24 protein-coding genes are annotated in these 22,854 nt (G+C 59.8%); 3 read left to right on the forward strand and 21 right to left on the reverse strand.

Annotated features, from left to right (window positions below; all coding sequences use genetic code 11):
• Both ACP15L_RS08725 and pdeM read left to right on the forward strand, forming a co-directional pair.
• On the forward strand, window positions 1-2,412 hold the full coding sequence (locus ACP15L_RS08725; RefSeq protein WP_425083873.1) for a ligase-associated DNA damage response DEXH box helicase: 2,412 nt from the start codon (window positions 1-3) through the stop codon (window positions 2,410-2,412).
• Between the two features lie 41 nt (window positions 2,413-2,453).
• Window positions 2,454-3,116, forward strand: coding sequence for a ligase-associated DNA damage response endonuclease PdeM (pdeM, locus tag ACP15L_RS08730; RefSeq protein WP_425083874.1), 663 nt, complete (start codon window positions 2,454-2,456; stop codon window positions 3,114-3,116).
• A 24-nt stretch (window positions 3,117-3,140) separates the two neighbouring features.
• Here the strand turns inward: pdeM and ACP15L_RS08735 are convergent, their stop codons facing one another.
• The 18 genes from ACP15L_RS08735 to ruvC form a co-directional block, all read right to left on the reverse strand.
• Window positions 3,141-3,779: a LytTR family DNA-binding domain-containing protein gene (locus ACP15L_RS08735; RefSeq protein ID WP_425083875.1), complete on the reverse strand. Its 639-nt coding sequence runs from the start codon at window positions 3,777-3,779 to the stop codon at window positions 3,141-3,143.
• A gap of 317 nt (window positions 3,780-4,096) precedes the next feature.
• Complete coding sequence (folD, locus tag ACP15L_RS08740; RefSeq protein ID WP_425083876.1) at window positions 4,097-4,987, reverse strand: bifunctional methylenetetrahydrofolate dehydrogenase/methenyltetrahydrofolate cyclohydrolase FolD; 891 nt, start codon at window positions 4,985-4,987, stop codon at window positions 4,097-4,099.
• Window positions 4,988-5,038: 51 nt separating this feature from the next.
• On the reverse strand, window positions 5,039-5,344 hold the full coding sequence (locus tag ACP15L_RS08745) for a chorismate mutase (RefSeq protein ID WP_425083877.1): 306 nt from the start codon (window positions 5,342-5,344) through the stop codon (window positions 5,039-5,041).
• A gap of 60 nt (window positions 5,345-5,404) precedes the next feature.
• The gene (locus tag ACP15L_RS08750) at window positions 5,405-7,081 is read right to left on the reverse strand and encodes a formate--tetrahydrofolate ligase (RefSeq protein WP_170471992.1); all 1,677 of its coding nucleotides are present in this window, start codon (window positions 7,079-7,081) and stop codon (window positions 5,405-5,407) included.
• Between the two features lie 165 nt (window positions 7,082-7,246).
• On the reverse strand, window positions 7,247-7,822 hold the full coding sequence (locus tag ACP15L_RS08755) for an MOSC domain-containing protein (protein ID WP_425083990.1): 576 nt from the start codon (window positions 7,820-7,822) through the stop codon (window positions 7,247-7,249).
• A gap of 95 nt (window positions 7,823-7,917) precedes the next feature.
• Window positions 7,918-9,834, reverse strand: a complete 1,917-nt coding sequence (gene ftsH / locus ACP15L_RS08760; RefSeq protein ID WP_170377815.1) for an ATP-dependent zinc metalloprotease FtsH — start codon at window positions 9,832-9,834, stop codon at window positions 7,918-7,920.
• 76 nt (window positions 9,835-9,910) lie between these two features.
• Window positions 9,911-11,170, reverse strand: a complete 1,260-nt coding sequence (gene tilS / locus ACP15L_RS08765) for a tRNA lysidine(34) synthetase TilS (protein WP_425083878.1) — start codon at window positions 11,168-11,170, stop codon at window positions 9,911-9,913.
• Window positions 11,161-11,985 (reverse strand): tol-pal system protein YbgF, encoded by an 825-nt coding sequence (gene ybgF / locus ACP15L_RS08770; protein ID WP_170691129.1) that lies wholly within the window; start codon window positions 11,983-11,985, stop codon window positions 11,161-11,163. Before ybgF ends, tilS begins: the two co-directional genes overlap by 10 nt.
• Window positions 11,986-11,989: 4 nt before the next feature.
• Window positions 11,990-12,496 carry a peptidoglycan-associated lipoprotein Pal gene (gene pal, locus ACP15L_RS08775; protein WP_170462258.1) on the reverse strand — a complete coding sequence of 169 codons (507 nt, stop codon included), beginning with the start codon at window positions 12,494-12,496 and terminating at the stop codon, window positions 11,990-11,992.
• An 84-nt stretch (window positions 12,497-12,580) separates the two neighbouring features.
• Window positions 12,581-13,900: a Tol-Pal system beta propeller repeat protein TolB gene (gene tolB / locus ACP15L_RS08780; protein ID WP_425083879.1), complete on the reverse strand. Its 1,320-nt coding sequence runs from the start codon at window positions 13,898-13,900 to the stop codon at window positions 12,581-12,583.
• Window positions 13,897-15,000, reverse strand: coding sequence for an energy transducer TonB (locus ACP15L_RS08785; protein WP_425083880.1), 1,104 nt, complete (start codon window positions 14,998-15,000; stop codon window positions 13,897-13,899). The genes tolB and ACP15L_RS08785 overlap by 4 nt, the downstream gene beginning before the upstream one ends.
• Before the next feature lie 15 nt (window positions 15,001-15,015).
• Window positions 15,016-15,486, reverse strand: a complete 471-nt coding sequence (gene tolR, locus ACP15L_RS08790) for a protein TolR (protein WP_170472004.1) — start codon at window positions 15,484-15,486, stop codon at window positions 15,016-15,018.
• Window positions 15,487-15,488: 2 nt separating this feature from the next.
• Window positions 15,489-16,184: a protein TolQ gene (gene tolQ, locus ACP15L_RS08795; RefSeq protein WP_170377803.1), complete on the reverse strand. Its 696-nt coding sequence runs from the start codon at window positions 16,182-16,184 to the stop codon at window positions 15,489-15,491.
• Window positions 16,185-16,291: 107 nt separating this feature from the next.
• Window positions 16,292-16,675, reverse strand: a complete 384-nt coding sequence (gene ybgC, locus ACP15L_RS08800) for a tol-pal system-associated acyl-CoA thioesterase (protein ID WP_170472006.1) — start codon at window positions 16,673-16,675, stop codon at window positions 16,292-16,294.
• The gene (locus tag ACP15L_RS08805) at window positions 16,672-17,295 is read right to left on the reverse strand and encodes a hypothetical protein (protein ID WP_425083881.1); all 624 of its coding nucleotides are present in this window, start codon (window positions 17,293-17,295) and stop codon (window positions 16,672-16,674) included. Before ACP15L_RS08805 ends, ybgC begins: the two co-directional genes overlap by 4 nt.
• Window positions 17,296-17,358: 63 nt before the next feature.
• Entirely contained in the window at window positions 17,359-18,378 is a 1,020-nt protein-coding gene (ruvB, locus tag ACP15L_RS08810; RefSeq protein WP_170462271.1) for a Holliday junction branch migration DNA helicase RuvB, read from the reverse strand.
• Between the two features lie 4 nt (window positions 18,379-18,382).
• Complete coding sequence (gene ruvA / locus ACP15L_RS08815; protein WP_425083882.1) at window positions 18,383-19,060, reverse strand: Holliday junction branch migration protein RuvA; 678 nt, start codon at window positions 19,058-19,060, stop codon at window positions 18,383-18,385.
• Window positions 19,057-19,554, reverse strand: a complete 498-nt coding sequence (gene ruvC, locus ACP15L_RS08820; protein ID WP_425083883.1) for a crossover junction endodeoxyribonuclease RuvC — start codon at window positions 19,552-19,554, stop codon at window positions 19,057-19,059. Before ruvC ends, ruvA begins: the two co-directional genes overlap by 4 nt.
• 332 nt (window positions 19,555-19,886) lie before the next feature.
• Between ruvC and ACP15L_RS08825 the strand changes: the two genes are divergently transcribed.
• Window positions 19,887-20,102 (forward strand): DUF1127 domain-containing protein, encoded by a 216-nt coding sequence (locus ACP15L_RS08825; RefSeq protein ID WP_170472013.1) that lies wholly within the window; start codon window positions 19,887-19,889, stop codon window positions 20,100-20,102.
• 98 nt (window positions 20,103-20,200) lie between these two features.
• On the opposite strand, the gene ACP15L_RS08830 is transcribed toward ACP15L_RS08825, so the two are convergent.
• The 3 genes from ACP15L_RS08830 to ACP15L_RS08840 form a co-directional block, all read right to left on the reverse strand.
• On the reverse strand, window positions 20,201-20,545 hold the full coding sequence (locus ACP15L_RS08830; RefSeq protein WP_170377788.1) for a hypothetical protein: 345 nt from the start codon (window positions 20,543-20,545) through the stop codon (window positions 20,201-20,203).
• A gap of 108 nt (window positions 20,546-20,653) precedes the next feature.
• Entirely contained in the window at window positions 20,654-21,526 is an 873-nt protein-coding gene (locus ACP15L_RS08835; RefSeq protein WP_425083884.1) for a 50S ribosomal protein L11 methyltransferase, read from the reverse strand.
• A gap of 66 nt (window positions 21,527-21,592) precedes the next feature.
• Entirely contained in the window at window positions 21,593-22,825 is a 1,233-nt protein-coding gene (locus tag ACP15L_RS08840; protein ID WP_170477551.1) for an MFS transporter, read from the reverse strand.
• Window positions 22,826-22,854 lie beyond the last annotated feature (29 nt).

Here is a 22,854-nt window from a genome sequence, read left to right on the forward strand (position 1 = left end):
ATGACGCAGATTCCCGCCCGGATCGGCACTTGGTTCAACACCAAGGGCTGGACCATCCACCCTCATCAGCAGGACATGTTCGATCGGGCGCAAGACCCGGCCACTTTACTGATTGCGCCAACGGGCGGCGGCAAAACGATGGCGGGGTTTCTGCCCTCATTGGCCGAGTTGGCGGACGGTACACGTGCCGGGTTGCATACTATATACGTCTCGCCCCTCAAGGCCCTTGCAGCAGATATCAAACGGAACCTGCGCACGCCGGTGGACGAGATTGGATTGCCCATCCGCATCGAGGACCGCACCGGCGATACCTCGGCCACGCGGAAAAAACGCCAACGCGCCGACCCGCCGCATATCCTACTCACCACGCCCGAGAGTCTGGCTCTTCTGACATCATATGAGGACGCTCCGCGCATGTTTGATGGGGTGCAGCGTGTGATCGTCGATGAAATCCACGCTTTGGCCGAAAGCAAGCGCGGGGATCAACTTATGCTGGCGCTGGCGCGGCTTCAGACTCTGTGCCCGAACATGCGCCGTGTGGGCTTGTCGGCCACGGTCGAGGACCCTCAGGCCATTGCCCGCTTTCTGGCCCGTCACCCCGACCCGTGTCAGATCATTCAAGCCGATCCCGGCCCTGATCCCGACATCGCGATGCTGGAAACTGCCGAGATGCCGCCATGGTCGGGCGGAGGCGCGGCCTATGCGATCCTGGCAGTGCTGGACCAAATCCGCCAACACAAGACAACTCTGATCTTCCACAACACCCGCGCCCAGGCCGAAATTTTCTTTCATAATCTATGGCTTGCAAACGCGGACAGCCTGCCCATCGGCATCCATCACGGCAGTCTGGATCGCCAGCAACGCGAGAGGGTCGAAGCAGCGATGGTCCGGGGTGATCTGCGCGCCATCGTCTGCACCGGCTCTCTCGACCTAGGCATCGACTGGGGTGACGTTGATCTGGTCATCCAGATCGGCGCGCCCAAGAACGTCAAGCGGCTGGTGCAGCGAATCGGACGGGCAAATCACCGCTACAACGCGCCGTCCAAAGCCTTGCTGGTCCCTGCCAATAGGTTTGAGGTGGTCGAATGCGTGGCCGCCCTTGAGGCCGCAAAAGCCCATGATCTGGACGGAGAGCCGCGCGGTGCAGGCCCCCGAGACGTGCTGTGCCAACATATCTTGATCGCAGCCTCTGCGGGGCCATTCAATGCAGATGCACTGTTTGCCGAGATGACCTCGGCCGGGCCGTTTGCACAATTGACGCGACCCGAGTTTGACGACTGTCTCGAATTCTGCGCGACCGGCGGCTATGCCCTGCGGGCCTATGATCGATGGCAACGGTTACAGCAACGCGCCGATGGTTTGTGGCAGCTACGTGACCCCCGCGCTGCGGCCCGCATTCGGATGAACCTGGGCACAATTCAGGACACCGACACCCTGAAAGTCCGCCTTAGACGCAGCCGGGGCGGTAAGCCACTGGGCGAGGTGGAGGAGGCTTTTGCAGCCACTTTGACCCCCGGCGACACCTTCCTGATCGGCGGTCAAATCGTGCGCTACGAGGGCCTGCGCGAGCTTGTGGTCGAAGTCAGCCGCCGTGCCGACAAGAAACCCAAGATCGCCACGTTTGCAGGGACCAAGTTCGCCACCTCAACGCAGTTGAGCGACCGTATCCTGCGCATGTTCGCGCAGTCCGATTGGCCCCAGTTGCCGCAGCACACAGCCGACTGGTTGAAGTTACAGCGGCATGTCTCTCGCCTGCCCCAACGCAACCGCCTGCTGGTCGAGAGCTTTCCCAGCGACGGGCGTGAGCATATTTGTGTCTACGGCTTCGCCGGACGCAATGCGCAACAAACCTTGGGCCTACTCCTCACCAAACGCATGGAGGAAACAGGCCTCGCCCCTCTTGGCTTTGTTGCGACCGACTACGCGACCCTGATCTGGGGATTGGACGCAGTGACCGATCCGACGCCTCTGTTTCGGATCGATGCGCTGCGCGACGGGTTGGACACATGGCTGGCTGGGAATGCTGTCATGAAGCGCACCTTTCGTGCCTCGGCCACCATTGCAGGATTGATCGAGCGCAACACAGGCGGGCAACGCAAGAGCGGACGGCAGGCCACGTTTTCTTCAGATATCCTCTACGACACGCTGCTGAAATACGACCCCGACCACCTTTTGATGCAGATCACACGAGAAGAAGCCATGCGCGGCCTTGTCGATTTCGGCCGGATCGAGGCGATGGTCGATCGGATTGGCGACCGCATTGATCTGGTTCGGCTGGACCGCGTATCGCCTCTAGCTGCGCCCTTGTTCCTTGAAGTTGGCAAAGTTCCGGTCACAGGGGCCGCCGAAGAACGCTTGCTGGCGGAGGAAAGTGCGCGACTGCTGCAGGCGGCCGGGCTGGATACGCTCTGATCCACCTTGCGCGGGCGCGCAAAACGCGCGAAGAACGTTCCATGAACAAGGTTGCGTTTTCCTTTGCTGGGCAGAACCTGAGCGCCCTACCCTCGGGCGCGTTGTGGTGGCCCGAGCGGCAATTGCTGTGCGTATCCGACCTACATCTTGGCAAGTCCGAACGCATGGCCCGGCGCGGTGGCGCGATCCTGCCGCCCTACGACAGTCAGGACACGTTGGACAGGTTGGCCAACGACCTGGAGCGTACGGGCGCCGCGACCGTGATCTGCTTGGGGGACAGCTTTGATGATCTGGATGCCTGCCTGTCGCTGCCCGGCCCCGAGAGGCTGCGTATTGCAACCCTGCAAGCCGGGCGTCGCTGGATCTGGATCGAGGGCAATCACGACCCCGGCCCGGTAGAGCTCGGCGGCGCGCATTTGGCCGAGTGGACCTGCGACGCGCTCACCTTTCGCCATATCGCGCAGTCCGGGGCAAAAGGTGAGATTTCGGGTCACTATCACCCAAAGGCCACGCTGCGCGCGCGTGGCCGCAGCATTACACGCCCGGCTTTTCTGTTCGATTCAAATCGTCTGATCCTGCCCGCCTTTGGCACCTACACAGGCGGGTTGCGCAGCTCGGATCAGGTTTTGACTGGTCTGATGGGACCGAAGGCATTGGCAATCCTAACGGGCCCTAAACCGCAGATGATCCCAATGCCTCGCTGAGACGGAAGGACGTCGTGCAGCGCCTCAGATCAGGCCGTCCTCTTCCAGCATCGGCCGGTACTTACGGCTGACCGGAACAAGATCGCCATTGACGAGACGCAGGAAGATCTTGCCCTCGGACCGTTCAACACCCGCTACAGCCTCATCGCACACCCAATGCGACCGGTGCGAGCAATGGCCCGCAACAGGCTCCATCTCGTCTATGGCATCGGTAAAGCGTGAGCGGATCGTAAAGGTCCCCTCAGACGTTACGACGTCCACATTGTGGTCGCGCACGGTCAGGCGGTAGAACTCACCCTGAAAACTCTCGGGCAAACGGCGCGCAAGCCGTGGCATCGGCTTTAGCTCAGGTTCGGCTTCGACCTTGCCATCGTGCCATTCGGCCCGACGCACCAGCAACAGGCCTGTGGCAAACAATATGCCGTAACTGGCAACAGTAGCCATCTCAGGCGCCATATGACCACCCCAGGTGAACAGCAACCAAGCCAAAAGCCAGAGGGTCGGAGTGAACATCGCAAGAATCACAACCGCATAGGCCAGATCGCGCGCGGGCAGCTGCTCCAATATCTGATGTCGTTCAATCACATTCCGCGCGGCCCAAATGGCGGCCAAAGCCAACACCATAACGCCGACCCAGAACAGCAAACGCAGGGAAAAAGGCAAATCCGCAGCCAAAAAAGGGGGAAATACGTAGGCCAGCAAAGGTAAGAAAACAACGCCTGCGACCACCCGCTGTGGGGTGCAATGAGAACGCAATAGCGCGAGGTTTAACTTCATACTTACAGAACAGCGGCCCAAGACCCAGTCAGGACATCTTGGACGGTCACGATGTTTACTCGGCAACTGACTGGGAAATAACGGATATCATGAATTGAGGTCCTGTAAAACACAATTCATGCATAGGTTAAGGTGCAGGCCGCTGATCCGGCCCGCGTCTCGCCAGGGTCGGACCGCACAGCGCGGTCCGACGAAGTCGTGGATCAGGCTGTAAGGCCTTCGGGCTCTGGCAGGCCGTTGGCGCGGCAGCACGCAGTCAGAGTGTTGGCCAGTAGGCAGGCGATGGTCATCGGACCCACGCCACCCGGAACCGGAGTGATCGCGCCCGCACGCTCAGCGGCGCTGGCGTAGTCGACGTCTCCGACCAGCTTGTTCTTGCCGTCGCGCTCGATGCGGTTGATGCCCACGTCGATCACGGTCGCGCCTTCTTTGATCCAATCGCCCGGAACCATCTCAGGGCGGCCTACAGCAGCGACAACGATGTCGGCGCGGCGCACGACGTCCGGCAGGTCCTTGGTGCGAGAATGTGCGATGGTCACGGTACAGCTGTCACCTAGCAGCAGTTGCGCCATAGGCTTGCCCACGATGTTCGAGCGGCCAATCACAACCGCATCCATACCCGACAACGAGCCGTGGTAGTCGCGCAGCATCATCAGGCAGCCCAGAGGCGTGCAGGGAACCATCGACTTCTGACCGGTACCCAGCAGGCCCACATTCGATATGTGGAAGCCATCAACGTCTTTAGCCGGATCGATCGAGTTGATCACCAGGTCTTCGTTCAGATGCTTGGGCAGAGGCAGCTGCACCAGAATACCGTGAACCGCAGGATCGTTGTTCAGCTTGTCGATCAGCGCCAGAAGGTCCTCTTCTGAGGTGTCGGCGTCCAGCTTGTGCTCATAGGAGTTCATGCCGACCTCAACGGTCTGCTTACCCTTTGAGCGCACATAGACCTGGCTTGCAGGGTCTTCGCCCACCAGAACCACGGCCAGACCGGGCGTGAAGCCGTTTTCTTCTTTCAGCTTTGCAACCTGATCGGCCACTTGCGCGCGCACTTTGGCCGCAAAGGCTTTGCCGTCGATAACCTGGGCTACCATCCTGTGATCCCTTCTTTCCAAAAACGGATCGGGCGCAGTGCGCCCGGGTGTTCAGTCAGGGCCAATCACGCGCTCTTCGCGGGCAATCGACCAGTCAATCAAAATGCGCCAGAGCTTTTCGGCCAGATCCGGGTCCATCCCCAACTGATCCGAGCTTGCGCGCACACGTTGCACTACCTCTTCGACACGGTCCGGGATTCGGGCCGGAAGGCCCTCGCCTGGCTTCAACTGCGAGGCGCGATCAATATATCCCGCGCGCGTCACCAACATCGCGATCAGTTGGCGGTCCAGCTTGTCGATCTGAACGCGCAAGTCCTGCATCGTCTCACAGTCTTGCGGCGGTGTCAGAGTGGGCATCGTGATCTCCTCATGGCCCGGGGTGTAATCCCCGGACCACGAGATGGTTCAAAAATCGGCTTAGAACAAGCCCTCAATCTGACCTTCTTCGTTGAGACGGATTGTCTCAGCGGCAGGTTTGCGCGGCAGACCCGGCATGGTCATGATCTCACCGCAGACAACCACGATGAAGCCAGCACCTGCAGACAGGCGAACTTCACGTACCGGAACAGAGTGGCCGGTGGGCGCGCCGCGCAGGGTCGGGTCGGTCGAGAACGAGTACTGGGTTTTCGCCATGCAGACCGGCAGGTTGCCATATCCGGCGGCTTCCCATTCCTTCAGCTGGTTGCGGATCTTGTTGTCTGCCAGAACCTCGTCCGCGCGGTAGATGCGCTTGGCGATGGTTTCGACTTTCTCGAACAGAGGCATATCGTCAGGGTAGATCGGCGCGAAGTTCGCGGTGCCACCTTCAACGATTTCAACAACTTTTTCAGCCAGAGGCGCCGAGCCTTCCGAGCCCAGTTCCCAGTGACGCGACAGAACCGCCTCAACACCGTGATCGGCGCAGTAGCTCTTGACCGCTTCCACTTCGGCGTCGGTGTCGGTGACGAAGTGGTTGATGGCGACAACAACAGGAACACCAAAGGACTTCACGTTCTCGATGTGGCGGCCGAGGTTGGCACAGCCAGACTGAACCGCGTCGACGTTTTCGGCACCCAGATCGGCTTTGGCAACGCCGCCATTCATCTTCATGGCGCGCACGGTGGCAACCAGAACAACGGCCGACGGCGCGATGCCGGCTTTGCGGCACTTAATGTTCATGAACTTCTCGGCACCCAGGTCGGCACCAAAGCCCGCTTCGGTCACGACATAGTCAGCAACTTTCAGCGCGGTTTTGGTCGCGATGACCGAGTTACAGCCGTGCGCGATATTCGCGAACGGGCCACCGTGGACGAAGGCCGGGTTGTTTTCCAGCGTCTGCACCAGGTTCGGCTGCATTGCGTCCTTCAGCAGAACGGTCATTGCGCCTTCTGCCTTGATGTCGCGGCAGTAAACCGGGGTCTTGTCACGGCGGTACGCAACGATGATGTCGCCCAGACGCTTTTCTAGGTCTTTCAGGTCGTTTGCAAGGCACAGGATCGCCATAACCTCGGACGCAACGGTGATGTCAAAGCCTGCTTCACGCGGGAAGCCGTTCGACACGCCACCCAGCGAGGCAGTGATCTGACGCAGAGCACGATCGTTCATGTCGACCACACGACGCCATGCAACGCGGCGGACGTCGATCTCAGCTTCATTGCCCCAGTAGATGTGGTTGTCGATCATCGCCGACAGCAGCGAGTGCGCCGAAGTGATCGCGTGGAAGTCACCTGTGAAGTGCAGGTTCATTTCTTCCATCGGAACAACCTGAGCGTAACCGCCACCTGCAGCGCCGCCCTTCATGCCGAAGTTCGGGCCAAGCGAAGCTTCACGGATACAGATCATCGCGTTTTTGCCGATGCGGTTCAGGCCATCGCCCAGACCCACGGTGGTGGTGGTCTTGCCTTCACCCGCAGGGGTCGGGTTGATCGCGGTGACCAGGATCAGCTTGCCATCTTCGCGGTCCTGGACCGAGTTGATGAAGTCCTGGCTGACCTTCGCTTTGTCGTGGCCGTAAGGCAGCAGATCGGCAGATTCGATACCGATCTTTGCGCCGATTTCCTGAATCGGCTTCTTGTTCGCTTCGCGAGCGATTTCGATGTCAGATTTGTAGCTCATTGGGCAGGGTCCCTGATTGAATGCCGTGCAAAACCGACGCGGCGCGTCGGTGCTGTCAAACCCATACAGTTGCATACCCAAGCAGTGGCTAAGGATTCCGACATATTCGTGCCGCGAAACGGCGTCGCTCAATTTCAAGCGTTTCCAATCGGAAACGAATGAGCGCTATGGCTGCCAGAGCGGCTGATCGGGAACAAACAGCTTCAAACGATCGCCGATTTGCAGGGCTCCGGGCCGTTCGACCCAGCCAGTGACCCCCCGCCGCCCCTGCGCGGCCGGTTTGAAGGCGGCACCGTAGCCGCTGTGATCCGCCTCGATCTCACGTCCGGGCAGGACACAAGGTGCGTTTTCCATATCGACTGTGATCGTCAAACCCGCCTCGGACCGAAGGCGCGAAGACGGCGGGATATGAGAAAAATCAGGGATGCCCTTCAGCACGATCGAGGCCCCCAGATAGGACGGATCAAGCTTGTCCATCTCCATCGCGGCGGCGATCTCGGACAGTTCCTCGGCTGACAGAATCGATACCTGTCGGACATTCCGAATCTCGGTGCCTTTCGGGTAGACATTGCTGACACGCACGCAAGAGGCACGGTTGAGCCCCTCGTGCCGTTCGCCCTGCACCCCGTCAAAGCCAAACTCCAACGCCTCAACCGGCTGAGCGCGCAGCGACTGACCAGCCGGGACGCGCCCCAACCAGACGACCTCGGCAGAGTATTCAGTTTCACGCAGGAACGGCATGGGGTTTTCCTTCTTCATCCATTTGCCCGCATAATGACCAGCAGTCGGCGGATGAAAAGAAAAAACCCGAGGTCTGGACCTCGGGTTTTTCGTTTTTATGCGGTTGGTTCCGGCTCCATCCCACCTTCGGGCGGAGATTTCTTGGGTTTGGTCTTGGGAATGGCCGTAACGCTCGGCGCGCTGCCCTGATCCGGGCTGTCACCTTCGTCATCGCCTTCGGTCGGCGCATCGCCATTCATGACGCGCTTGATCTCGTCACCGGTGAGGGTTTCGTATTCCAACAGGCCCTGCGCCAGACGCTCCCATTCCTCATTCTTGTCTGTCAGAATCTGGTGGGCGCGCTCATAGCCCTGCTGGATCAGGCGCTTCACCTCTTCCTCGATCAGCTCTTTGGTATGGGCCGAGACCGAGAACCCGGCGGTGTTGCCCGAATACCCCTCATGGGCTTCGGCATAGTCGATATTGCCGACCTTGTCCGACATACCCCAGCGCATCACCATGGCGCGCGCCAGTTGGCTGGCCTGCATGATGTCACCCGCCGGGCCGTTCGAGACATGGTCTTCGCCATATTTGATGACTTCGGCCGCTTTGCCCGCCATGGTCATGGCCAGCTTTTGCTCACACTCATCACGGTGATAGTTCAGACGATCCATTTCCGGCAGTGAGACAACCATACCCAGCGCGCCGCCGCGCGGGATAATCGTCGCCTTGTAGACCGGATCGCACATCGGCAGTTCCAGACCAACAACAGCATGGCCAGCCTCGTGATACGCGGTCTTTTCCTTTTGATCCTGGGTCAACACCATCGAGCGGCGCTCGGCCCCCATCATCACCTTGTCCTTGGCGTTCTCGAAGTCTTCCATGGTGACAAAGCGACGGCCTACACGCGCGGCCATCAGCGCGGCCTCGTTCACGAGGTTTGCCAGATCCGCACCCGAAAAGCCCGGAGTACCGCGCGCGATGATGCGCAGGTCAACGTCAGGGCCCAGAGGCGTCTTACGTGCGTGAACGCCCAAGATCTTCTCACGGCCTTTGATGTCGGGGTTCCCAACAGTCACGTTCCGGTCGAAACGGCCGGGACGCAGCAAAGCCGGGTCCAGCACGTCTTTACGGTTGGTCGCGGCCAGAATGATCACACCTTCGTTGGCCTCGAACCCGTCCATCTCGACCAGCAATTGGTTGAGGGTCTGTTCGCGTTCATCATTGCCACCGCCATAGCCGGCACCACGATGGCGACCCACGGCGTCGATTTCGTCGATGAAGACAATACAAGGCGCGTTCTTCTTGGCCTGCTCGAACATGTCACGAACACGGCTCGCACCGACGCCGACGAACATTTCAACGAAGTCAGAACCCGAGATGGTGAAGAACGGCACACCCGCTTCACCCGCAATCGCGCGGGCCAGCAGCGTCTTACCGGTACCCGGAGGGCCAACGAGCAGAGCACCTTTCGGAATCTTGCCGCCAAGGCGCGAGAATTTCTGCGGGTTACGCAGGAACTCAACGATCTCTTCCAGCTCTTCCTTGGCTTCGTCGATGCCAGCAACGTCATCAAAGGTCACGCGGCCGTGCTTTTCGGTCAGCATCTTGGCCTTGGACTTGCCAAAGCCCATCGCGCCGCCTTTGCCGCCGCCCTGCATCCGGTTCATGAAGTAGACCCAAACGCCGATTAGCAGCAGGAAGGGCAGCAGAGTGATCAGGAACGATTGGAAGCCTGATTGCTGCTGCTTGACCGCTTCGACCGGGATCTGTTCATCGATCAGTAGCTTCGTGACCTCGGCGTCACCGGGTTTGATCGTGGTGTAATTCGCGCCGCTTTGTGTGGTGTAGCGAATTTGCTCACCATCCAGCGTGACATTCTTGACCTCACCGCTTTGAACGGCGCTGACAAAGTCGGAATAGGTGCGTTCATTGCCCTGAAGTGTCCCGCCCGGTCCGCTGAACAGGTTGAACAGTGCAAGGATCAGCAGGAACAGAACGACCCAGAAGGCGATATTACGAGCGTTGCCCAAGGAAATTCTCCTAAAAGATTTCGGCAGACAAGGACCTGCCGGGTTGCTTCTTAAAATAGAGAGGATTGGCTGAGGTTCAATGCGATAAAAAAGATGCGTGAAACTCGGGCCAATCAGGGGCCATATCAGCACTCCAACCATTGGCGAAACCGGCCAGTGGTGCGGCCTCAAGAATGTCGCCCCTCCAAACCGCTGGGGACGCTTGCAAAGCAAGCCGTGGACGCCCCGTGGCACGCCAGTCGGGCAGCATCTGCAGCCCGTTTTCACCCAAAGCCCGAATCTCGGCACCCGGAATATCGGGGCCGGACAGCACCCATCGCGCGTCCCATGTAGCCGTGATTTTCGCGGTCAGGCCGTCAACCGCGTTGAATTCTCTGCAGATCCACTGTTTTTCTGCCTTTGAAAACAGCAAACAGCCCCCAATTGCGGCGGGACCCCCGTTCAGAATGGCCTGCAACGCCTGATCCACAGTCGATTGGCGCGGCGGGTAGCCGGGGCCCGCGATCCATGAAACAGCGCCAACCAGAACCCTGCGGCGGATTTCTTCGGGCAGCGCGGCAAAGCAATCGCGATCCAGCACAACGGACCCAGCATCGACCGTAGCTACCCCTTGGGCGGAGTCCTGCGCATAGCGTTCTAGCGCCTCACGCGCTTGTGTGAGGTTGTCGGCGACACGCGTCAGGGTTTCGGCCGATATGCCTAGCGGTTCCAGATCAGACACGGCTTGCCGCGCCTTGATCCGGTCAAAGCGTGTATCCTGATTCGAGGGGTCCTCGACCCACTGCGCGCCGATCTCGGTCAAATAGGCCCGCAGCCTATCTCGAGTGATCCCTAGCATAGGGCGCAACAGGTCGATCCCATCGTGGGTTCGACTGCTTGGCATACCCGACAGTCCCGTCACCCCGGCCGAACGGGCCAGTCGCATAAGAAGTGTTTCGGCCTGATCATCCGCCGTATGGCCCAGCGTAATCGCGCTGATATCGTTGCGCTTCGCCCACTCCGTCAGTAACGCATATCGCGCCTGCCGGGCCTGATCCTGCAGGTTGCCTGCGCCATCCCAACCCTGCCAGCTCAAAATTTCGTGAGGAATACCCAACGCGGCGGCCTGTTTTGCAACCATTCGGGCCTCATCCGCAGACTCGGCGCGCAAACCGTGGTCGACCGTGGCGGCGAACAGCGCCACACCTTCGTCAGACGCAATACGGTGCAAAAGGTGCATCAGGGCGACAGAGTCCCCTCCGCCCGAGACCGCGATGCCCATACGCTCTGGCAACCGGTCAGGCAGCCGGGCGCGCATGTCGGATGTCAGTGTGTCGAGTGGCGGGGTCAAGAACACCCCAAAGAGGCCATTTCCTGCACTGCACTGGTGGCTTGCCCCGAGGCAGGGAAACGCACGCCAACCTCTGACAAGGTGATGCAGGCTTGATCGGTCTGGCCCAAACGACCCAAAGCAGCGCCAAGTTCGAACAGAGCTTCGGGCGCCACAGCTCCTTCGGAATCCCCAGTAAAGCTGGCGAGGAATGCACGCGCCGCCTCGCGCGTATCCCCGAGCCCTTCGAGCGCTTTGCCGCGGTTCAAATGCGCCTCGGGTGCAAGTGGGCTGCCGGGATATGAGGTGTCGAATTGTGCGAACATCGTGGCGGCTGTCTGGAAGTCACCATCCGCCAGCGCTTGAGACGCATCGTCGAAATCCGCTCGCTCGCCAACGGCCAGCTCGCCCTGGTCCGAAGTGTTCGGCTCCGTCGGCGCGGGTGTTACCGCAGCGGTGGATTCCCCTTCGCCGCCCAAAGTGGAGGTCTCACCCAGTGCCGACAAATCGCCGCCTTCCAGCTCGACCAAGCGGAATTCAAGATCACCGATCCGGTTGGTGCCGTCGGTCACGATATTCTGGACGCGCTGATTCAACTGCTCAGTCTGACGGGTCAGGCGCTGCAACTCGGCCTCAATCGCATCCACACGTTCAAGGATCGAGCTGCCAGACAGGTTGGGCGCAGGAGAGCCAGTGGTCGAAAACTCACGTTTCAAGCGCTGTATCTCGACATACAGCACTGTCAACTCCTGCCGGATATCCGCCAGGGTCTGCTGATCCTGCGCTTGCGCGACGCCTGCTGTTGCCACAACTGCGGCCAGAACCCATCCTGCAACTCTCATCGTCTTACCCCAAGGTTGAACCGGTCAGCACCGTAACCGCGCGGCGGTTTTTGGAATAACAGTCCTCGGTGCTGCAAATCTCGATCGGGCGTTCTTTGCCGAAGCTGACCGTCGTCAGACGATTGCCTGCGACCCCACGCGAAATCAGGTATTCACGCGCCGCATTGGCCCGACGTGCGCCCAGCGCAAGGTTGTATTCCCGCGTGCCCTGCTCATCCGCGTGACCTTCGATGGTTGCCACGTAATCAGGGTTGGCCAGCAGCCATTCCGCCTGCCCTTGTAAAACGGTCTGCGCCTGCGGCGACAGGGTGGACTGATCAACCGCGAACAGAACACGATCCCCGACCGTCTGCTGGAAATAGGCGGGCGAGCGCGGATCACTAGGAGAGCCAGCGACAATCGAGCCGCTACCACCAGCGCCGCTGCCACCCAAAGCCGAAGGATCATTGTTGGTACAGGCCGCGACCACGCTTAGCGCGCCCAAGGCCAGGATTTTGCCCAATACGTTCATCTCAAGTGCCTCGTTGTTTTGTTTGTTGCCGCCTGTCTATCACAGCGACTGTTTCTTGTGAACTTCGCCTCGCATTGGCGGCGATCAATTCTGCAATGGCCCCCAGGACGGGTCGCTGCCGCCATCCGGCGTGCGCACGGGGCGCAGGTTTCGACCCGAGATATCCACGGAATAGAGCGTCGCCCGTCCACTTGCGCCCTGCGTCTCGCGGGTGAACATGATGACGCGGCCGTTTGGCGACCAGGTCGGGCCTTCGTCGAGAAAGGACGAAGTCAGCAGGCGTTCCTCACTGCCATCGGTGCGCATCACGCCGATATGGAAGCGGCCTTTGTTCTGCTTGGTGAAGGCAATCAGATCACCACGCGGCGACCAGACCGGCGTACCATACCGCCCCTGACCAAAGCTGATCCGCGTCGCTTCGCCGCCGTTTGCCGCCATCACATAAAGCTGCGGCGTGCCTGAACGGTCGCTTTCAAACACGATCTGGCTGCCATCCGGCGAATAGCTGGGCGCGGTTTCGATCGCAGGCGTGTTGGTCAGGCGGGTGCTTTGGCCTGAGGCCAGATCCATCCGCCACAGATCGGTATTGCCGCCCTGAATCAGCGAATACACAATCGACCGCCCGTCCGGTGAAAAACGCGGAGAAAAGCTCATGGTGCCGTCCTGCGTTTGCAGTTCGCGCCGCTGCACGCGGCCCACATCCAGAATATAGATGCGCGGGCTGCCGCTTTCGTAGCTGGTATAGAGCAGTTGCTCGCCTGTCGGTGAAAAGCGCGGGGCCAGAACGATGGCCGCGCTATCCGTCATATACTGAACGTTGGCCCCATCATAATCCATGATTGCCAAACGCTTGAGGCGCTGGTTCTTAGGGCCACTTTCAGATACAAAAGCAACGCGGCTATCGAAATAGGCGCCTTCACCGGTGATACGGCTATAAACCTGATCAGCAACCTTGTGCGCCATGCGCCGCCAGCCATCCGTGGTGCCCGCTAGCTGCAGACCGTTACCAAGTTCTTGCCCCGAGAACACATCCCAGACCCGGAACCGAACCGCCAGCCGCTTGCCCGAGACATTCACAGCCCCTGTCACCAAAGCCTGCGCGTTGATCGCTTTCCAATCGGCAAACTGGACCGGAGCGTCAAAGCTGCTGACCCGGCTGATGAACGCTTCCGAGGAGATTTCGCGGAACAACCCCGTTCCGGTCAGATCCGCCGCAACAACACGCGAGATATCGTTAGCGAACTGCGTCGCTGCCGGGCCGTCGGGCACAAAGTTGGGAACCGCAAAGGGCATCGGCTCGATGATGCCTTCGTCGATTTCCAACCGCAGGGGGCTGTTCTGAGCGTAAACCGGGGCCGACACCAGGGTCAGCCCAAGAAAGAGGCTGGTCAGAAGTTTCATCATTTGATCCGCATCCTCTCGGGATTGAATGTAATCTCAATATCCTGCCAGTGATCGTATTTGTCAGCAGGCAGATCATATCCACGCGCGCCACAGCGCAAAATTGCGCGTCGGGCGGCCTGATAGGCTTGATTTTCGGCACCCGAAGCACCGCCAGAGCTATTCAGCAAACGAATACTCTCGCCAATCACCGTGCCATCAAGATTGAGCGAGAACGCAACCGTCACCACCACGTTCAGCGCATCGGTCGACAGCGATCCGACATTCCAGCACCGCGACACTGCAACGCGCATCGCGTCCTTTTCACCGCTGGTGAGCGGCGGGCCGGAGGGTTCCGTTCCACCCGCCAAGGCTTCGGACAACGCGTCATTGATGGCGTCACTATTGTCCGGCGCAGGCTTTGGCGTTGGGGTTTCCGGGGCCGGTTCCGGGGTTTCCGCAACCTCAGGCGTGGGTTCAGGACGGTTGGGCCGCACACGCGGACGCGGAGAGGTCAGAGGTGCTGGCTCGTCGGTTTCTTCGGCCTCAGTCACGATCTCGGGTGCGGCTTCTTCCGGGGCCGTTTGATCTTGTTGTTCTTGCTGTGTCTCAGCGCCTTCGTCCAGTGAAACCGGGGGCGTTTCCACCTCATCCGGCTCAGCCTCGGGCGGAGGCGGCGAGATAGCCTCGGGGGCAACACGCTCGGCCGGGCTGGGTTGCGCTTCGGGTCCGGGAGGCACCGGCAAGGCGGCCGTTTCCGGTTCCGTCAATGTCGGAGGTTCTTCGGGCAACTCAGGCTCAGGCGGAACCTCGACCGTTTCGGGGACAGTCTCAGGCTCCGGTTCTGCGGGCGTCACGGGCTCCGGGCGCGGCTGTTCTTCCGGTGTCACCTCAGGGGTGCTGACCTCAGGTTCCGGCGCGTCGGGTTGTTCCAGAGTACCCGGCGACTCCGGCAGCTCAGGCGCATCGCGCTGCGCCGTGAGCGCTGCGAATTGCTCAGCCGAAATCACGGACACATCCTGCACTTGCGTCGGCAATGGCTCGGACCGGAAGGTGCCGCCGAACAACGCCCAGCCGATCAGGCTGACATGCGCAATCGCTGAAATCTTGGTGCCGGTATCCACCGCGCGACCCCACCTTTACCCATCGTCCAGCGTCGGCCCGCCGGTATCCGTCACCAGACCCACATTTGAAAACCCGCCCGCATTCAACGCGCCCATCACCTGCATCACCTGCGCGTAGGGGATCGCCCCATCCGCCCGCAGGAAGACACGGTCACTGCTGCGCTCAGCCGCTATGGCGCGCAAACGTCCGATCAGCTCTTCGCGCGCGATATCCGTAGTCTGGATCTGAATACGGCCATCGGCGGTCAGCGTGACGGTCAGCGGTTCCTCACTATCGCCGGGCAAGGCGCTTGCGGCAGTCTTGGGCAGGTCAACCGGCACACCAACGGTCAGCAGAGGCGCTGCGACCATGAAGATGATCAACAGCACCAGCATGACGTCGACAAACGGCGTGACGTTGATCTCAGCCATCGGCTGGGCGCGACCACGCCGCCGTCCGCGCCTACGTCCGTTCCCGCCCGAGCTTTGCTGAACCGCTGCCCCCATAGTTAGCTGTCCAACTGGCGCGACAAGATGGTGGCGAATTCATCGGCAAAGGCCTCATAGCCTCCGACGATTCGGTCACTATCGGCGCTGAGCTTGTTGTAGAAAATCACAGCTGGGATCGCGGCCAGCAGGCCAAGACCAGTTGCCAGCAAAGCTTCGGCAATGCCGGGGGCCACAACGGCGAGGTTGGTATTCTGCTGCTCGGCAATCTCGATAAAGGCGTTCATGATGCCCCAGACCGTACCAAACAGACCAATGAACGGAGCGGTTGAGCCGACAGTCGCCAAGATCGGCAGACCTTTCTGCAGTGTCTCCGCTTCTTTCGCGATTGCCACATCCATGGACCGGTCGATCCGAGCCGTCGCCCCGGCGATCAAACCGCCATCCGTGCGATGCGACCTGCGCCATTCGATCATACCTGCCGCAAAGATCTTCTCAGAACTGCCATCGGGCTGCGAGCCGATCTGCTCAAACAACTCATCGAGCGGGTTGCCAGACCAGAAGCTCTCATCAAATTTCTGCGCCTCACGCCGAGCCGCACGGTAGTTGATGAGTTTCTGGATGATGATGCCCCAAGACCAGATCGACGCCGCGATCAGCATTAGCATCACCAATTTTACGATAAAGGTCGCGCGGGCATACAGCCCCCACATGGAGAAATCGATCTCCTGCGCCAGCGCCAGCGTTTCAGCTTCCATGAACCTGCTCTTTTTTGCCTGATGGCCGTTTGTTTGGCCTTGTTTTGCCAAACGCTAACGCAGTTGGGGTTGAAAAGCCAACAGAACCACCCCCGGCTGCGAAAATGTTACATCAATGCGCGAATCTCTGCCGGAAGGCGGATTGGTTTGCCGTCTTTGTTGATGCAAACCGCCGTGACCGAAGCGCGGAAAATATCGGTCTCACCCCGTTTCACAAGCTGCGCCATGGTCAGGCGCACGCCGGAAATCTCGGTCACTTCAGTTTCGACGATCAATTCGTCGTCAAACTTGGCGGGAGAAAGGTAGTCCGCCTCGACCCGCCGTACGACCCAGACGATCCCCTCATCCCGCATGGCGTTCTGGTCATTGCCCAAACGGCGCACCCAGTCCGAGCGCGCACGTTCGATATAGCGCAGGTAGTTCGCGTGATAGACGACCCCGCCCATGTCGGTGTCCTCATAGTAAACGCGAACTGGAAAGATGTGCTTCATTGCGGCAGCTCCAACCGGGCAAACAGGCGAAGCGCGTACGAGGCATCCTGCGCCGACCCCGGCAAAATCGGATCGTAAGCGGCCCGGATCAGGCCCGCAATATCCGGGCGCAGGATCGTCGCCTCACCCGCCACAGCCAGAGGCGATTGCTTTCGAAACGCCGTATCCGACCAGAGCAGAATGGTCTGCACCACTTGACTGAGCGCCAGAGTCTCGGCCGGGACTTTAGACAGTTCTTTATCCATGCGCAGGAATACAAAGGCCGCGCGGATCGCGCCGTCTTCTTCGAACCGGAAGATGCGGTACTGATTGGCATCCGCCGCAACCAGACGCTCAACCAAAGGCGCCAGATCGGGGATAAGGCGGTCCAGATCCGGAACCTCAAGCAACTCCTGCCAGTCGCGGAAGAAAAAGACCATGCAATTGGCGCCCAGCTCTGGGTCCGTTTCGGCCATCTTGTGACCGGCCAGCGTCACCACAGCCTCGAACGCGCCCTTGACGGTTGCCAACGTCTCATCCTCGACACCGAAAACGATCGGCACAATTGGGCGACCCCACCGCGCAAACAGGAACTCTCCGCTTTCGCGCGTAAACAGCGCCTCGATCTCTTCCGGTGTCACGCCCAGCCTTTCATCTTTTTGACAATGCTCTCACAGAAGGCTTAAGATCTCTGGGCGCTGCCTTCAACCAAACAGATCGCTCTGACCCTTTGGCGCAGCCATGCCCAAATGCGTCCAAGCCTTTTGCGCCAACATCCGCCCGCGCGGCGTGCGTTGGATCAGTCCCTGCTGCAGCAAATATGGTTCGATCACTTCCTCAAGCGAGTCTCTGCTTTCCGACAACGCCGCCGACATCGTCTCAATCCCAACAGGACCACCGCCATAGTTCTCAGCGACCAGTTTCAGATACCGGCGATCGGCTCCGTCCAACCCGAGATGGTCCACCCCTAGCCGCGTCAATGCCCCATCCGCCAATTCGCGCGTAATCCGTCCGTCACCCTCGACGATGGCAAAATCTACCACGCGCCGCAGCAAACGGCCTGCGATCCGAGGCGTTCCGCGCGACCTTCGCGCAATCTCACGCGCGCCATCGTCGTCCGCTGGCGCGCCAAGTTTGCGTGCGTTGCGGGTGACGATCTCGTGCAACTCATCGACCGTGTAGAACTGCAACCGAGTCGGAATACCAAAACGGTCGCGCAGCGGAGTGGTCAGCAGACCCATCCGCGTGGTGGCTCCAACCAGCGTAAACGGCTGCAACTCGATCCGAACGGTTCGCGCCGCTGGACCTTCGCCTATTACCAGATCGAGTTCAAAATCCTCCATTGCAGGATAGAGAACTTCTTCGACCGCCGGGTTCAGACGATGGATTTCGTCGATAAACAACACATCGCGCGCTTCCAGATTGGTCAGGATCGCCGCCAGGTCGCCCGCCTTGGCAAGAACCGGACCAGAGGTCATACGGAAATTCACGCCCAACTCGCGCGCCATGATCTGCGCCAAAGTGGTTTTCCCCAAACCCGGGGGACCATGGAACAGCGTATGATCCATCGCCTCGCCGCGCTGCTTGGCGGATTGGATGAAGATGCGCAGGTTCGCACGCGCCTCGGCCTGACCGATGAACTCATCCAGCCCCTGCGGGCGTAGGGCGCGGTCATTGTCCTCGGGCAGAGGGTCAGGCCGCAGCGTCGGATCGGCGTCTACCATTCAATCACCCTTTCGGAGCCAACAGCTTGAGCGCCGCGCGGATCAATTCAGCCTCACCCGCGTCGGGCAGATTGGCCGCCGCCTCCGCCACGGCCGAGGCCGCCTCGGACGGGCCATATCCCAGATTCGACAAGGCCGACAACGCCCCCGCAGAGGCCACCGCCGACCCCGAGGCCGGTTTCGCAGTCCGTTTCGGCGCCGGCTGCGGCTCGACGGTTTCAATAACTTCCAACGCTGGGCCGTCCATCGCCTCGGTCACGGTGCCGCCCATCGCCATAACCCCCGGCGCCTTGTCCTTGAGGTCCAGCACAATGCGCTGCGCGGTCTTCGGGCCAACCCCCTTGGCAGCCTTCACCGCGCCCCAATCGCCCAGAGCAATCGCGCGGCTGACACCATCCGGCCCCAACGCGCTGAGAATGGCCAGCGAGACCTTGGCCCCGACGCCCTGAACCGAACACAGTAGTCGATGCCATTCCTTCTCGATCAGTGAGAGAAACCCGTAAAGCTGCATCAAGTCTTCACGCACGACCATATCTGTGTAGATCGAGACCGCCTCACCCACGCCCGGCAACGCAGCCATGGTCCTGTCCGAGCAATAGACGATGTAACCCACGCCCCGCACGTCGATAAGGATGTGGTCTGCGGCGCGATAGTCCAGACGCCCTGTCAGTTTACCGATCATGCCCTCACCTCTTTCACACGCGGCTGTCGTGTCTTGCCGTAATACGCATGACAGATAGCGATCGCCAATGCATCCGCCGCGTCCGCGCCCTTGGGCAAACACCCTGGCAGCTGCAACTTGACCATGTGCAGGACCTGCTCTTTCTCGGCATGCCCAACGCCAACGACGGTTTTCTTGACCCGGTTCGGAGCATATTCCCCCACCGGTAACCCAGCCTGCGCCAGCGTCAGCAAAGCAACACCTCGCGCCTGACCGAGTTTAAGCGTTCCGGCACCATCCTTGTTCACGAAAGTCTGCTCAATCGCAGCTTGGTCGGGCCTGTATTCGGCGATGACCTCGACAATCTGATTGTGCAGAGACAGCAGCCGCTCGCCCAGATCATCCCCGTCAGATTTGCACAAACCGTTCGAAACGTGGCTCAACCGGCTGCCGTTTGATTCGATGACGCCCCATCCCAGGGTCCTAAGCCCCGGATCAATGCCCAGAATTCGCATGCTTCGCCTCAGCCCGCTCGGGTTTTGTGATCTTTTTTCAACGGATAGCACGAAGCGTGAACATTTTCCAAGCGAATTGACCCTAAGTCTGAAAACGACACCGCCATCCTGCGCGCGACACAAAGGACAGTTTGCGACTTCGAAAAGTCTGAAATCGACACTTTTATGGACCCATTTTAACCATGTTTTTAAGGTGCTTACAGATTCAGAAAGTGTTGCAAAAACTGCATAGGACACATGCAAAAAATGCTATTGCGCGGGCAAATCTTCGACACTAGATGCCGCTCAGATCGCAAGATCAAATGTTCACACAAACCAGAAGGAAACAGGATATGGCTGCACTGGACTCGACCCGCATCGCCACCACTGGCTCATTCGGCCTCGTTGGCCGTATCGGCGCATTTTTCACATCGGTTGCACATGCCGCCGTCGATTGGAATGACGCCCGCGTGACACGCAACGTGCTGACCGGTCTGAGCGACCGCGAACTGGATGATATCGGCCTGTGCCGCGGCGACATCGACGTGATCGCCGAAGGCCGCCGGTAAGACGACCCCCTCGCTATACGCCCCTTTCTCCTCCCTGTAGGGGCGCAAAGAAACACCGCGAGCCGAAAGGCCGCGGTGTTTTCTGTTTCAGCCGGTGCTTAGTAGAGAACTTTGTTGAGCTGAACCGAGAGGAACTGTGAAACCGGGTCGATCTGCATGATCCAGGCGCCTGCCTGTTCGACCTGGGTGCCTTCTTTCAGGCTGTCGATGCGGTATTGATACCCTGAAGGGCCGAGGCTGGACAAAAGAAACGCTTTGAACGCAAAAACCGCCAGCAGGGTAAACAGCAGCACCTTGGCCGGAACCGCCGAGCGGACCCTTTGCGGCTTCATCACCACCAGACCATCTTTGCGCATCGTCGCGCGATAGCCTTTGCTGAGCTTCGAGTGCTTCTTGTTCAGACGCTGAACGCGCTGATCAAATTCCAGTTGTTTTCCCGCCATGGCAGCCTCCACAAAACCGCCCCCCATCAAAATGATTAGAAAACGGTAAGCATAGATTGCGACAAAAACGTGGCGCGACTCTAGAAAACTCCTGTAAATGGCCCCGATTTAGCCCTGTTTACTTAAGATTAGCGTCGTCCATTCACCAATCTCACCTCTATGATGTAGATTGAAGCCATTCTGGGAATAAACATTCACCACATCATCGGCCTGTTCGTTCAGGATTCCCGACAGGATTGAATAGCCTTCAGCCCGCAGATTCGCCGAGATTTCCGGCGAAAGAGCAACCAACGGACCCTTGAGGATGTTGGCAAAAATCAGATCATAGGGCGCGTGGGCGTTCAGGTCTGGGTGATCGAAGCCAGCGGCCTCGACACAGTGAACCTGGCCGGACATGCCGTTGGCCTTCAGGTTTGCCTCGGCCACATCGACGGCAACCTGATCAATATCACTGGCGATGATGTCCCCTTCCCAAACACGCGCAGCCGCCATGGCCAGCACGGCAGTCCCACACCCGATATCGGCGACTTTGCTGGCCGAGAACCCTTCGTCCAGTAACTGATCCAGCGCCTTCAGACAGCCCAGAGTGGTTCCGTGGTGGCCGGTACCAAAGGCCATCGCAGCCTCGATCAACAGGGGGATCCGACCTTCGGGCAGCTTGTCGGCGTCGTGGCTGCCATAGACAAAGAAACGGCCTGCCTCGACTGGGGCCAGTTCACGGCGCACATGGGCAACCCAATCGGTTTCGGGCAGCTCGGACACCACAAAGGGCTTGGCCTCAAAGGCCGCGGCCAGTACGGCCAGCGCTGTCTCATCGGGGGCTTCGGTGAAATACCCCCCAACCTCCCACAGGCCCGAGCCATCTTCGACTTCAAAAACGCCAACGCCAGTGGGTTCAGGATCCAGACGCTCCATCGCTTCGCCAAGACCTTCGGCGGGTTTCTTACCAGTCAGCGTAGTAAGAGCGGTGAATGTGGGCATAGGGGCCTCCTGTCTGGGTCAGGACAGCGCCTAGGGCGTGGGCCCGCCAAGGTCAAGCTCTTGCGCCTATTCGGCGGGTGCCGGCGCGTATTTGGTCAGGATGGTCTCATTTCCCGGCTCAGGATGGCGCGGGATCAACAGAGACAGAGCAAGCGAGATCATCGCCATTGCCGCCGCCAGCGCAAACACCGCACCGGGTGAGGCCACCCAAAGCAGCCCAAGCAGCGCAGGCAGGAACACCGCGGCGATATGGTTGATGGTGAACGCCACAGCGGCCGTTGGTGCGATATCGGCGGGATCGGCGATTTTCTGGAAGTAGGTTTTCAAAGCCAAAGCCAGCGCGAACAGCACATGATCGATCACATAGAGGGTCGCCGCCAGAACCACGCCCCACCCAAACCAGTAGATGCCACCATAGGCTGCGAAAACAATGGCTAGTCCGGCATATTCGAAGATCAATGTCCGGCGCTCGCCAAATTTGGACACCGCTTTGCCGAGCATCGGAGCTGCCGCCATGTTGATCACGAGGTTGATCAGATAAAGGCTGGTGAGTTCGTGGACCTCGAACCCGAATTTCTCGACCATCATGAAGCCCGCGAACACCACAAAGATCTGACGGCGCGCGCCAGCCATGAATTGCAGCGCGTAATACAGCCAGTAGCGTTTGCGCAGGATCAGCTTTTTGGTCTGCGGCGTCGGCGCGTCGAATTGCGGATAGGCCAACAGGCAGAACAGAGCCAACAGCGCCGTCGCACCGCCCGCCATCATGAAGACGAAGTTATAGGACAGGTCGAACCGATCCCATGTCAGGACGATCAGCCCATAGACCACTGCCGTCGCAGCCGAGCCCATCGCCACAAGCCATCCCAGAATCTGCGGCGCGCGGTCCTTTGGCAGCCATTGCAACTGCAGCGACTGGTTGACCGTCTCGTAGTAGTGAAAGCCGATCGAGCTGAAGAGCGTTACGAATAGCAGCCCACCAAGGCTTGGGAACCATGCAGTCACCGCCGTCGCCACGCCCAGCATCATCAGCGAGATCATGGCCAGCACCTGCTCCCGCACAAAGATGATCACAGCGATCACACCGACGGCCAGAAAACCCGGTATTTCCCGCACCGTGTGCAGCAAGCCGATATCCGCGCCATCGAAATTCGCCACTTCGATGACAAAGTTGTTCAAAAGCGCGCTCCACCCATTGAACGCAATGGGCATAGTCAGCGCCATCATGAACAGCAGCGTGATCGGGCGCCGCCAGAACGGCAGGCTTTGCGCCTCGGAAAGTGGCATGGGTTTCAACATGCGACTCCCTCTACGCCGATTTTTGCGCT

Origin of the sequence: Ruegeria profundi (genome assembly GCF_049800715.1) — a bacterium.
Taxonomy (GTDB): domain Bacteria; phylum Pseudomonadota; class Alphaproteobacteria; order Rhodobacterales; family Rhodobacteraceae; genus Ruegeria; species Ruegeria profundi_A.